Origin of the sequence: Erwinia artemisiae (assembly GCF_051400835.1) — a bacterium.
Classification (GTDB): domain Bacteria; phylum Pseudomonadota; class Gammaproteobacteria; order Enterobacterales; family Enterobacteriaceae; genus Erwinia; species Erwinia aeris.
The window spans coordinates 91,432-103,489 of the sequence record NZ_JBLFFM010000002.1; the positions used below are offsets into that span (position 1 = coordinate 91,432).

A 12,058-nucleotide genomic window follows, 5' to 3' on the forward strand; every position below is an offset into this window, starting at 1 on the left:
GCTAAATCTGGAGCGGGAAACGAGACTCGAACTCGCGACCCCGACCTTGGCAAGGTCGTGCTCTACCAACTGAGCTATTCCCGCATTTTTCAGCGTTCTTAACAGAACTTGCTGATTTACTTTATCTTCTGGCGACTCAGCTGCCTTTCGATGCGTTGCATTCTACTGACTGGACGAAATGAGTCAACACAAATATCCGCACTTTTTTCTCGTTTGCTGCTTTTTAAATCGCATTGATCATCGTTCGAGCAGATCGCCGCGTGCCGCGCTCAAATACTGATACATCGACCAGAAAGTGAGGACGGCGGCCACGTAGAGCGCCGCCACGCCGATGCCTTCTACCAGGCGATCCGGACGCCACAGCAGCGCAAACAGCGCCAGCATCTGTGCCGTGGTTTTCACTTTGCCGATCCAGGAGACGGCCACGCTGCTGCGCTTGCCGATTTCCGCCATCCACTCACGCAGCGCCGAGATAATAATTTCCCGCGCGATCATCGTAGCCGCCGGTAGCGTAATCCACCATTCGTGGTAATGCCCGGCCACCAGAACCAGCGCAATAGCCACCATCACTTTGTCCGCAACCGGATCGAGAAACGCGCCAAAACGCGTGGTTTGTTTCCAGCGACGCGCCAGCCAGCCGTCGAACCAGTCGGTGATCGCCGCCACGATAAAGATCAGTGCGCAAACCAGCGGCGCCCATTCAAACGGCAGATAAAAAGCCAATACAAAGAAAGGGATCAACACGACACGAAGCAGAGTAAGTAAGGTCGGAATATTAAAATGCATAGGTACGCTAACTGTCTGGGCAGAGTAGAATTTGTCCCTATGTTCCTACAATGCCTTAGCCAACGCAATGCTTAGTGTTTCAGCGAATAAAAGATTTTCTCCGCCAGCGCCTGCGAAATGCCGGGCACCCGAGCAATCTCCTCGACCGAAGCGTTCATCAGCGGCTGCAGGCCGCCCATATATTTAAGCAGCATTTGACGACGTTTAGGCCCTATGCCTTCGATGCTTTCCAGGGCGCTGGTATTTTTAACTTTCGCCCGTTTATTGCGATGGCCGGTAATTGCATGATTGTGAGAGTCGTCACGAATATGCTGGATGACATGCAGCGCTGGCGAGTCGGACGGCAGAGAGAATCCCTCCCCTTCCGGCTCGAAGAACAGCGTTTCCAGCCCGGCTTTGCGATCGCTGCCTTTGGCCACGCCCAGCAGGATCGGCCGATCTTTATCCCAGCCGACATCCAGTTCCGCAAACACGGCTTTCGCCTGCGCCAGCTGGCCTTTGCCGCCGTCGATCAGGATCAGGTCTGGAATTTTACTCTCTTCCAGCTCTTTGCCATAGCGACGGCGCAGCACCTGATTCATGGCCGCATAGTCATCGCCCGGCGTAATGCCGGTAATGTTATAGCGCCGATATTCAGAACGCAGTGGGCCATTGCTGTCGAAAACCACACAGGAAGCCACCGTCTGCTCGCCCATCGTATGGCTGATATCAAAGCATTCCATCCGTTTGATTTCCGGCAGATCCAGCACTTCACTTAACGCCTGTAAGCGTTGGTGAATAGTGGACTGCTGCGAAAGACGGCTAACCAGCGCGGTGCTGGCATTCGTTCTTGCCAGCTTCAGGTAGCGAGCGCGATCGCCGCGCGGATTGCTCTGAATGGAAACTTTTCTGCCGGCCATTTCGCTCAGCGACGCGGCTAACAGATCTTTTTCCGGCAGCGCGAAGTCCAGCAGAATATCAGCAGGCAGCGTGCGCGCCTGGCTGCCCTGTAGGTAGAACTGCCCGACAAACGTCTGCACCACTTCGGCGATATCGGTGCCGCCCGGCACTTTAGGGAAGTAGCTGCGGCTGCCCAGCACTTTGCCCTGACGGATAAACAGCACGTGCAGGCAGGCCATCCCGGCATCGAAAGCGACGCCGATAACATCCAGATCGTCGCCATTATTGGAAACGAACTGCCGTTCGGTTACGCGCCGTACCGCCTGGATCTGGTCGCGCAGCCGCCCTGCTTCCTCAAACTTCAGCGCCTGGCTGGCTTCCTCCATACGGCTAATCAGCTGCTTCAGCACCTGATCGTCTTTGCCGGACAGGAACAGCCGTACATAGTCCGTCTGTTGCGCATACTCTTCTTCGCTGACTAACCCCGCCACGCACGGCCCAAGGCAGCGCCCGATCTGATATTGCAGGCACGGGCGGGAGCGGTTGCGGTATACGCTGTTTTCGCACTGGCGGATCGGGAATATTTTCTGCAACAGCGACAGCGTTTCCCGCACCGCATAGCCGTTAGGGAAAGGCCCGAAATATTCGCCTTTGGCATGCTTGGCGCCGCGATGGCTGGCCAGACGAGGATGCTCATCCGCGCTGAGGAATATATAGGGATAGGATTTGTCGTCGCGCAGCAGGACGTTATAGCGCGGCTGATACAGCTTGATGTAGTTATGCTCAAGCAGCAGCGCTTCGGTTTCGGTATGGGTGACCGTCACGTCTATCTGATGAATGCTGGCGACCAGCGCTTCGGTTTTTCGGCTGCCCAGATTGCCACGAAAGTAGCTGGACAGGCGTTTTTTTAAATCTTTGGCTTTACCGACGTAGATAACCGTGCCGCCAGCATCATACATGCGATAGACGCCTGGCTGGCTGGTGACCGTTTTCAGGAAAGATTTGGCATCAAAAACATCATTCACTACTGGTTAACGACTCCGCATTGAACAGCCCGTGCCGGATAGCCAGATGCGTTAACTCGACGTCGCCGCTAATGTTCAGCTTGCTGAACATACGGTAGCGATAGCTGTTAACGGTCTTCGGACTCAGGCTAAGCTGTTCGGAAATATCTGCCACTTTCTGGCCCCTGGTGATCATCAGCATAATCTGTAATTCGCGTTCCGACAAACAATCAAAAGGCGACTCCGTTTTTTGCGGCTCGATCTGGCTGAGGGCCATCTGCTGGGCGATATCCGAGGCAATGTAGCGTTGTCCGGCGTTAACCTGGCGAATCGCGCTGACCACTTCCTGCGGCGCGGCGCCCTTGCTGAGATAGCCGGCCGCCCCCGCCTGCATTACCCTGGCGGGCAGCGGATTTTCAGTGTGGATGGTCAGCATAATGATTTTCACATCCGGGCTGTAGCGCACGATTTTCCGCGTTGCCTCAAGCCCGCCGATGCCGGGCATGTTCATATCCATCAGCACGACGTCGACATCATTGCTGCGGCACCACTTCACTGCGTCTTCGCCGCAGCAGGCTTCACCGACAACCTGAAAGCCTTTGATGTCTTCCAGAATGCGTCGAATGCCGGCCCGCACCAGTTCATGGTCGTCAACAAGAAGAACGCGTATCAAAAGGCCTCTCCAAATGGGTATTAACGGGGGGAAGGATCATTAACAGACCGTCGATTTTACCTCTTTTTGATTGCCGTTAGAACATAAATAAACGCCTGTTCCGCCGGGTGTTATTGCACGCCGTGCGCGCCAGGTGCCTGTATAGATGGGGTAAATATGATATACTCGTTACTTAATTGTATTATCAGCACCAAAAATCGCGCAGCCGATCCGTTAATAAAAAAACCAGGAGAAAACATGAGCGACACTGATTTTTCAACCAGTAAAGATACGCAAACTTTGGCCGAAGAGATGGCCTGCATGAAAGCGCTGGTTACATTTATGTTGAAAGGTATGGGCCAGGCCGATGCCGGTAAGGTAATTATTAACATGGAAAAATATATTGCTCAGCTGACGGATCGCCAGCAGGCGGACGTGTTCAGTAGCACGATTAGTCAAATTAAGCAGGCTTACCGCCAGTAATTGCCCGCAGCAAAGTAGCCCATTGTCTGCCGGTCAGCGTAGGGCTCGCTTAACTCACCAATGACTTAAGGGAACAATGGGCTTAATTTTTAAAGCTGTTTTGGGTGCGCTGGTTGTCGTTTTGATTGGTATTTTATCTAAAACGCGCAGCTATTATCTGGCTGGCCTGCTGCCGCTCTTCCCTACCTTCGCGCTGATTGCCCACTATATCGTAGCCAGCGAACGCGGCATTGAGGCCCTCCGCACCACCATCATCTTTGGTATGTGGGCCATCATCCCCTATTTTATCTATCTGCTGACGCTCTGGTATTTTGTCGGCATGATGCGGCTCCCCCTGGCGCTTGGTGGCGCCGTGGGGTGCTGGTGTCTGGCCGCATGGCTGTTGATTACGCTGTGGGCGCGCAGTCAGGCTTAAGCCTGACGTCCTCTGCCGCTCCAGCTGACGGAAACACCCAGCGTCGGCAGCACCTCTTCAGGGCTGAAACGGCGCGCGCCACGGAATTTTTCCGCCAGATTAGGCTGGTTAACCGGGATCCTGACGGCGAAAAGATTATCTTCAGACTGAATGACGCCTGCCGTTAACGGTTCATAGACCACCAGATGCTGTTCGAACATTCTTTCCAGCATTGGCGTAGCCGCGCTATAAAGGTATTCCACGCCCGACTGTTCGGCCAGCTGCACGCTGTGCCAGAGAATGCTAAGCGGTAGCTCGGGGTCAACATCCAGACGGGCAGAAAAACGCGACATTTCCCAGATAGCCTGCTGGCGCTTCTCTCCGCTTTCCCTGTCGTTCCACTCCATCAGGCGAGCGCAGCCGCAAATGCCTTGCTGTGCGGTCCAGGCGATTAACCAGACCACGTCCGAGCGGTCAAAGCGATCGTACTCCTGGCCAGGTGTACTTAACCGCGATGGAATCGACCATCCTTCGCCCCGCGCGAAAACGCTGTAGCGATAACTTCCTAATTCTGCCAGCAAAGACGAGGGCATGTCCCTTAGCTTGGTCTGGATAATCTTCATCATTAATCCTCTGTTGCATTCACCGCTGAATGCCTTTCCATGTGGCTCAGGCCTGGCAACCCCAGGCGCAGGGTAGACAACCGACCGGCAATACGAAACTACTAAAATTGGTAGCTATGATTCGTTTAAAGTAGCCCAATCGCAGCGGCATAAGAGGCCACCTGCGTTTTATTTGGCGCGTTGAACTTTCTTTGCATATTTTTCTGATGAAAATTCACAGTATGTGTTGAAATGGACAGGATCAGTGAGATTTCCGCTGCGGTTTTGCCTTCTGCTGTCCATTTGAGTATTTCTCGTTCCCGCTGGCTTAAAGGCATCGTCATTACGCTGAGCGAACGATCCTTTACGCGCTGTAAAGCATCAAGTATCCGGTCCGACAAAAACTGGAGTTTAAGTTGTTTTTCAGCGCATAACGCTGTCTTTTCAAAAGATTTACCCGAGGCCATCGACAAAATGCCCACAACGCGGTTGCTGGCTATCCTGGAGCAGGAAAACCCGGAACGAATACCAAACTCTTTAGCGGCATCGAACACTTTTCGTCCTTCCTTGACCACCGGATCGTTCCACAGCAGCAAAGTGCCCGGTACCTGGCAATAGCGAATGATCGGATCAACTTCCGAAAAATTTTCTTCCTGCCATTTCCGCACCCACCTTTCAGGATAGTTGGAAAAAACAAATATTTTAGGGCGAGTAAAAGGAACAGGATGGCGTATATATAGCGCATAGAAATTTAGCCCCAGATCCAGCGTGTGTTGGGCAAGCAGTCGCATTATTTCAGTCGTATCTGTGACCTCAAGGAAAGCCGCCTCGGTTTCCTTACACCAGCTGAAATAATTTCCAGTAGCCATTGCTGCCTCGGATGGATGAGGCATCAGCCCGCATCCTGCTGTAAATTTAGGGTCAATTCTGAATACCAGGTAATATAGGGGGAGAATTAACGCCCACTACTTATCCTTATGTCGCGGGATAATAACAAGAAAAGGTGCTCCTGATTGTCCGAAAATCGCAGGCATAGCAGTAACCTTTTAAATTAACAGAAAAATGCAGCGTGATTGCGCCTGGTGACGCCGGTAGCTGTAGCTATCCACTATCCACTATCAGCCATCAGCCATCAGCCATCAGCCATCAGCCATCAGCCAAAAGGTTACCTTGTACCCGCCCGATGCCTCTTTTAAGAAACAAGAATAAGATTTTTCCTGGAAATATTCAATCATGCGCTTTTAAGGGTCGATTTTAAAGCCTGCTAAAAATTTATTGCTTAAAAGGAGGCACTTGCGGAAAATCAATTTGATACGACAGTATCAAATATTATAACCATCTGATTTACAGCAAATTAAAGCATTAAAGACAGAAATTTGTCTTTAGGATAATTATTAATTACGGCTGTAGTACGCCTTTTCTCCGCCCTCAATTGGCGACGACGCGCTTTTACCCGATCTGGAAATATGGCACCGGCCGGTTACCGACAGAGGCCAAATCCTCGCATGCCCAGATGAAAGTGCGAGGCGTGGGCGCGGTTGTAGTCCGGGCCCAGTGAATTACCATACCAGGCGCAGCTTTGCTGGAAAACTTGCCGTAGCCAGAGCGCCTCGGGGCGCTGCTGTCCCCACGTCTTCTGCACGGTAATTTGTCTGCCGTCCTGTAAGCGGAAACCCGCCACGTCCAGCGCTTCCGCCGTGGCATGTTCGCTTAGCCTGCCTGTGGCACGGTGATAAATATTTCTACAGGCGTAGCTGCCGACATGATCGATACGTGCCAGCGGTGAGCCGAGCTGCGCAGCCGCCAGTGGTTTTGCCGCCGTGATAAACATCGTGGTTGAGAGCGCCAGCGAGCAGCTGGCCAGAAACGAGGCGCTGAGACGCACATCGCCGAACCCCTGTACGCGCACCGGATCGGCAAGCGGACAATTTCCCCCAACGGGCCGGACGCGGCTGAAGCGGATATAGCCGCCTTCCTGCGCTCGCCGTAGTGCCGCCATACAGGCTTCGGGATCGTTTTGCAGCCGCTTTAGCTTATAGCGGGTGATCCAGCCCGGCGCGTCGGTGACGTTCAGCGGCGTAAAGGGGTTCCAGGCCGACGGCAGGTTTTTTTGCAGCCACGGCGTTATCAGCAACGTCAGCAGAATAATGATGCCTGCGCCAATCAGTGCTTTCATCATCTCCTCCCGTTCATGCCGCTCCGCCGGCCCGTTTTGTCGAATAATGAGTGTAGCGGCGTTTTTGTGCGATCGAACCAACTGTGAATAACTTTACCTGCCAGCCACGCGCTTTTACGTTAAGATTTGCGCCCTTAAGCGGAAAAACGATGTCGGCCTTATGCCGTTTTTTCCCGGAGAGCGCGGTAATACAACGAGTTGCCGACGCGCATTAACTAAATAACAGCCCTCAGAGCTGACACAACATCTACAGGATAACTTCTCGTTATGGTTGACCAATTGAAAAAGCCTCTTCAGGAGGAGGCGCCCGGCGAGCTGCGGCGCAACTTACATAACCGGCATATCCAGCTTATTGCAATCGGCGGCGCTATCGGCACCGGCCTGTTTATGGGGTCCGGGAAAACTATCAGTCTTGCCGGCCCGTCGATTGTTTTCGTCTATATGATCATCGGCTTTATGCTGTTCTTCGTGATGAGGGCGATGGGCGAGCTGCTGCTCTCCAACCTTGAATATAAATCTTTCGGCGATTTTGCCGCCGATCTGCTGGGCCCCTGGGCGGGTTACTTTACCGGCTGGACCTACTGGTTCTGCTGGGTGGTCACCGGTATTGCGGACGTGGTCGCCATCAGCTCTTATTTCCAGTTATGGTTCCCCAGCTTCTCGGTCGGCATGAGCGCCCTGCTCTGCATCGCCGTTTTCCTGACGCTGAATATCGCCACGGTGAAACTGTTCGGCGAGCTGGAGTTCTGGTTCGCCATCATCAAGATAGTGGCCATTGTCGCGCTGATCGTTACCGGCATTGTGCTGGTCGCTATGCACTACCCTTCACCGGGCGGCGGCACGGCGGCGCTGAGCAATATCTGGGATCATGGCGGCCTGTTTCCAAAAGGAATGAGCGGCTTTTTTGCCGGCTTCCAGATTGCGGTGTTCGCCTTTGTCGGTATTGAGCTGGTAGGCACGGCGGCTGCGGAAACGCACGATCCGAAGAAAGTCCTGCCGCGCGCTATTAACGCTATCCCGCTGCGCATCATTATGTTTTATGTTTTTGCGCTGCTGGTGATCATGGCCGTTACGCCGTGGACGCAGGTCGTGGCCGACCGCAGTCCTTTTGTGGAAATGTTTATGCTGATTGGCCTGCCGGCGGCCGCCAGCATCGTTAACTTTGTGGTGCTGACCTCCGCCGCCTCTTCGGCCAACAGCGGTATTTTCTCCACCAGCCGTATGCTCTACGGCCTGGCGCAGCAGGGCGTCGCCCATCCACGCTTCGGCAAGCTGTCGCGGCGCGCGGTGCCGACTACCGGCCTTTTCTTCTCCTGCTTCTGCCTGCTGGGCGGCGTAGCGCTGATTTACCTGATCCCGAACGTGATGAAGGTCTTTACGCTGGTGACCACCGTCTCCGCGATCCTGTTTATGTTCGTCTGGTCAATTATCCTTTGCTCTTATCTGGCCTACCGCAAGCAGCGCCCGCAGCTGCATGCCGAATCCGTCTATAAGATGCCGCTGGGCAAGGTGATGTGCTGGATATGTCTGGCCTTCTTCGCCTTTGTGCTGGTGCTGCTCTCGCTACAGGAAGATACCCGCCAGGCGCTGATGGTGACGCCGCTGTGGTTTGTGATGCTCGGCATCGGCTGGTGGCTACGCCAGCGCAAACAGCGTTAATACCAAGAACGGGCCTTTACGGCCCGTTCTGACTGCTGACAAATCTAAATAGCGCATGCATCCTGGTGTTTTTTTACAGCAATCTGGCTGTTTCACAGCGGCAGAGGCTGAGCGGATAAGCGGACCGTTTTGGCGCATGGACGCGCCAAACGAGCCTACAGGGACGTGCGCGTCCGTGTTCCGATCTGCCTCTGCCGCTTTTCACCAATCTGCAAGCGACCTGTTAGTTAAGGATAAGTTTGTCAACAATCTCAACGGGCCTTTACGGCCCGTTTTTTTTAGCGGACGCGGATACCTTCAATCACCATTCGCTGCACGTTTTCTACCGTTTCCAGGAAAAAAGCCTCGTCGTTGAGCGTACGTCCCGTGACGGCCTCGACCTGGCTGGCGAAATCCGCATAGTGCTGCGTGGTTGCCCACAGCATAAAAATCAGATGATGCGGCTCTACCGCCGCCAGCCTGCCCGCTTCTATCCAGCCTTTCACGATTCGTGATTTCTCATCCACCAGCGCTTTCAGGTCACCTTCCAGCTCCGCTTTCAGCAGCGGCGCGCCCTGTAGCATCTCCAGACAGAACAGCCGCGAGGCCTGCGGATGGTCGCGCGAGACTTCCAGCTTCAGCCGGATATAGTCACGTATAGCCACCAGCGGCTCCTGATCGCTGCGCAGCGCGCGCAGCGGCGCCAGCCAGACGTCCAGGATCTCCTTAAGCACGGCAATATAGAGCGCTTCTTTTGAAGGAAAGTAGTAAAGCAGATTGGTTTTTGAAACGTCTGCCCCTTCCGCCACCTTGTCCAGGCTGGTGCCGTGCAGACCATAAAGAGAAAACAGCTCAAGCGCCGCCGCCAGGATAGCCGTTCGCTTGGCGGCAACGGCTTTAGAACGCCGGGTCGGCGCGGGGGATTTTGCAGAATTCACCGTAACTCCATCCTTTAACCGGCGGGCGTCTTGCCACCGTGCACTTTTTTCGCTCACGTCCGCCTGCTTTTTGTGCATGAATTTTTACCAAATGGTCTGTTTCGGACCATATGCTCCACAACATTTTAACACAAATATCTCAACTGATTGAATCATAGCCTTTTTTATAAAGTGGCACAGCCTTTGCAATCTTTCTTTTGCGCCGCTCAACAGGGAGCAGGGAAGCAACGCAGCGCGGACCGTCACCGTTAACTATGAGGTATTCCCATGAAAGTTGGTGTTTTTATCCCTATCGGCAACAACGGCTGGTTGATCTCTACCACGGCTCCGCAGTACAAGCCGACTTTTGAACTGAACAAGGCTATCGTTCTCAAGGCGGAGCATTATCAGTTTGATTTCGCGCTGTCGATGATCAAACTGCGCGGCTTTGGCGGCAAAACCGAGTTCTGGGACCATAACCTGGAGTCCTTCACCCTGATGGCTGGCCTGGCCGCCGTGACTTCCCGCATCGAAATTTATGCTACGGCCGCCACCCTGACGCTGCCGCCCGCCATAGTAGCAAGAATGGCCGCGACCGTGGATTCGATTTCCGGCGGCCGCTTCGGCGTTAACCTGGTGACCGGCTGGCAGAAGCCTGAATATGAGCAGATGGGTATCTGGCCCGGCGACGACTACTTCGCGCGCCGCTACGACTACCTGACCGAATACGTCACCGTGCTGCGCGATTTATGGGGCACCGGCAAATCCGACCTGAAAGGCGAATTCTTTACCATGAACGACTGCCGCGTCAGCCCGCAGCCGCAAAGCCCGATGAAGGTGATTTGCGCAGGCCAGAGCGACGCCGGCATGGCTTTCTCCGCGCAGCATGCCGATTACAACTTCTGCTTCGGTAAAGGCGTCAACACGCCGACTGCCTTTGCCCCAACCGCCGCCCGCATGAAAAGCGCTGCGGACCTTGCCGGTCGCGACGTCGGCTCCTACGTGCTGTTTATGGTCATCGCCGATGAAACCGACGAGGCTGCCCGCGAGAAATGGGAGCGCTACAAAGACGGCGCAGATGAAGAGGCGCTGGCCTGGCTTACCACGCAAAGCCAGCAGGACAAGCGTTCCGGCAGCGATACCAACGTGCGGCAGATGGCCGATCCTACCTCGGCGGTCAATATCAATATGGGCACGCTGGTTGGTTCTTACGCCAACGTGGCGCGCATGTTGGATGAAGTGGCTACCGTACCCGGCACCCAGGGCGTGCTGCTGACCTTCGATGATTTCCTGCAGGGAATTGAGAATTTCGGCGAGCGTATTCAGCCGCTGATGTCCTGCCGCAGCCATATTGCCCTGTCCGCTAAAGAGGTAGCCTGATGAGCCTGCAAGAAACCGTGATCTGCACCACCGCCGCCACTAAAAACAGCGTTACCCTGCCCGCGCGCCCGGAAGCCATCGCTTTCCCGCCTGAGCAGACCGCGCTGATCGTGGTGGATATGCAAAATGCCTATGCCACCACCGGCGGCTATCTGGATCTGGCCGGGTTTGACGTTTCCGCCACCGCGCCGGTTATTGAAAAAATCGCTGTCGCCGTGAAGGCGGCGCGAGATGCCGGGATCCAGATTATCTGGTTTCAGAACGGCTGGGACGACCAGTACGTGGAGGCAGGCGGCCCCGGCTCGCCAAACTGGCATAAATCCAACGCGCTGAAAACGATGCGCAACCGGCCCGAGCTGGCGGGCACGCTGCTGGCGAAAGGCGGCTGGGACTATGAGCTGGTTGACCAGCTTCAGCCGCAGCCCGGCGATATTGTGCTGCCGAAACCGCGCTACAGCGGCTTCTTTAATACGCCGCTGGACAGCATGTTGCGCAGCCGCGGCATTCGCCATCTGATCTTTACCGGCATTGCCACCAACGTCTGCGTGGAATCGACGCTGCGCGACGGGTTTTTTCTGGAATATTTCGGCGTGGTGCTGGAAGACGCTACCTATCAGGCCGGCCCGCTTTTCGCCCAGCAGGCCGCCATTTTTAACATCGAAACCTTTTTTGGCTGGGTAAGCAACGTAGAAACTTTCTGCACCGCGCTGCAAACCGCCAGCGTTGCGCAAACACAAACGGCCTGAGGCAGGAGAAAACGATGCCAAAAACGATTATTACTCCGCCGGGCACCGGCGTGCCCATTGCGCCTTTTGTGCCCGGCACGCTGGCCGATGGCGTGGTCTATGTCTCCGGCACCTTGCCTTTCGATCGGGACAACAACGTGGTGCACGTCGGCGATGCGGCGGCACAAACGCGGCACGTGCTGGAGACGATCAAAAGCGTTATCGAAACCGCAGGCGGCACCATGGCTGACGTCACGTTTAACTCCATATTCCTGACCGACTGGAGCAACTATGGCGAGATCAACCGGGTTTACGCCGACTATTTCCCCGGCGAAAAACCCGCACGCTTCTGTATTCAGTGCGGGCTGGTAAAGCCGGACGCGCTGGTGGAAATCGCATCAATCGCGCATATCGGCAGCTAA

At 54.8% G+C, this 12,058-nt stretch carries 13 protein-coding genes and 1 tRNA gene; 6 read left to right on the forward strand and 8 right to left on the reverse strand.

Annotated elements, in window-relative coordinates; genetic code table 11:
• Positions 1–8 precede the first annotated feature (8 nt).
• The 4 genes from ACMGEE_RS05015 to uvrY form a co-directional block, all read right to left on the reverse strand.
• Positions 9–84, reverse strand: a tRNA-Gly gene (locus ACMGEE_RS05015).
• 153 nt (positions 85–237) lie between these two features.
• Positions 238–786, reverse strand: coding sequence for a CDP-diacylglycerol--glycerol-3-phosphate 3-phosphatidyltransferase (gene pgsA / locus ACMGEE_RS05020; RefSeq protein ID WP_253454644.1), 549 nt, complete (start codon positions 784–786; stop codon positions 238–240).
• A 71-nt stretch (positions 787–857) separates the two neighbouring features.
• Entirely contained in the window at positions 858–2,690 is a 1,833-nt protein-coding gene (uvrC, locus tag ACMGEE_RS05025; protein ID WP_253454645.1) for an excinuclease ABC subunit UvrC, read from the reverse strand.
• Entirely contained in the window at positions 2,683–3,342 is a 660-nt protein-coding gene (gene uvrY, locus ACMGEE_RS05030) for a UvrY/SirA/GacA family response regulator transcription factor (protein WP_253454646.1), read from the reverse strand. The genes uvrC and uvrY overlap by 8 nt, the downstream gene beginning before the upstream one ends.
• A 237-nt stretch (positions 3,343–3,579) precedes the next feature.
• Between uvrY and ACMGEE_RS05035 the strand changes: the two genes are divergently transcribed.
• Both ACMGEE_RS05035 and ACMGEE_RS05040 read left to right on the forward strand, forming a co-directional pair.
• Positions 3,580–3,804: a DUF2594 family protein gene (locus ACMGEE_RS05035; protein ID WP_125288658.1), complete on the forward strand. Its 225-nt coding sequence runs from the start codon at positions 3,580–3,582 to the stop codon at positions 3,802–3,804.
• Between the two features lie 76 nt (positions 3,805–3,880).
• Complete coding sequence (locus tag ACMGEE_RS05040) at positions 3,881–4,219, forward strand: GlpM family protein (RefSeq protein ID WP_253454647.1); 339 nt, start codon at positions 3,881–3,883, stop codon at positions 4,217–4,219.
• Here ACMGEE_RS05040 and ACMGEE_RS05045 read toward each other — a convergent pair.
• The 3 genes from ACMGEE_RS05045 to ACMGEE_RS05055 all read right to left on the reverse strand — a co-directional run bounded on the left by ACMGEE_RS05045 (position 4,216) and on the right by ACMGEE_RS05055 (position 6,976).
• The gene (locus ACMGEE_RS05045) at positions 4,216–4,821 is read right to left on the reverse strand and encodes an autoinducer synthase (protein ID WP_253461038.1); all 606 of its coding nucleotides are present in this window, start codon (positions 4,819–4,821) and stop codon (positions 4,216–4,218) included. The genes ACMGEE_RS05040 and ACMGEE_RS05045 overlap by 4 nt on opposite strands.
• A gap of 125 nt (positions 4,822–4,946) precedes the next feature.
• Positions 4,947–5,669 (reverse strand): autoinducer binding domain-containing protein, encoded by a 723-nt coding sequence (locus ACMGEE_RS05050; RefSeq protein ID WP_436829863.1) that lies wholly within the window; start codon positions 5,667–5,669, stop codon positions 4,947–4,949.
• A 611-nt stretch (positions 5,670–6,280) separates the two neighbouring features.
• On the reverse strand, positions 6,281–6,976 hold the full coding sequence (locus ACMGEE_RS05055) for an extensin-like domain-containing protein (protein ID WP_436829864.1): 696 nt from the start codon (positions 6,974–6,976) through the stop codon (positions 6,281–6,283).
• A gap of 267 nt (positions 6,977–7,243) precedes the next feature.
• Between ACMGEE_RS05055 and cycA the strand changes: the two genes are divergently transcribed.
• Positions 7,244–8,635, forward strand: a complete 1,392-nt coding sequence (gene cycA / locus ACMGEE_RS05060) for a D-serine/D-alanine/glycine transporter (RefSeq protein ID WP_253454650.1) — start codon at positions 7,244–7,246, stop codon at positions 8,633–8,635.
• 278 nt (positions 8,636–8,913) lie between these two features.
• On the opposite strand, the gene rutR is transcribed toward cycA, so the two are convergent.
• Positions 8,914–9,552, reverse strand: coding sequence for an HTH-type transcriptional regulator RutR (gene rutR / locus ACMGEE_RS05065; protein WP_301729748.1), 639 nt, complete (start codon positions 9,550–9,552; stop codon positions 8,914–8,916).
• Positions 9,553–9,819: 267 nt separating this feature from the next.
• Here rutR and rutA point away from each other — a divergent pair, with 267 nt between their 5' ends.
• The 3 genes from rutA to rutC are packed head-to-tail and all read left to right on the forward strand — an operon-like array spanning position 9,820 to position 12,058.
• A complete protein-coding gene (rutA, locus tag ACMGEE_RS05070; protein WP_369894871.1) occupies positions 9,820–10,911 on the forward strand; it encodes a pyrimidine utilization protein A in 1,092 nt (363 codons plus the stop codon).
• Complete coding sequence (gene rutB / locus ACMGEE_RS05075; protein ID WP_301251183.1) at positions 10,911–11,657, forward strand: pyrimidine utilization protein B; 747 nt, start codon at positions 10,911–10,913, stop codon at positions 11,655–11,657. Before rutA ends, rutB begins: the two co-directional genes overlap by 1 nt.
• A 14-nt stretch (positions 11,658–11,671) precedes the next feature.
• Positions 11,672–12,058, forward strand: a complete 387-nt coding sequence (gene rutC / locus ACMGEE_RS05080; protein ID WP_253454654.1) for a pyrimidine utilization protein C — start codon at positions 11,672–11,674, stop codon at positions 12,056–12,058.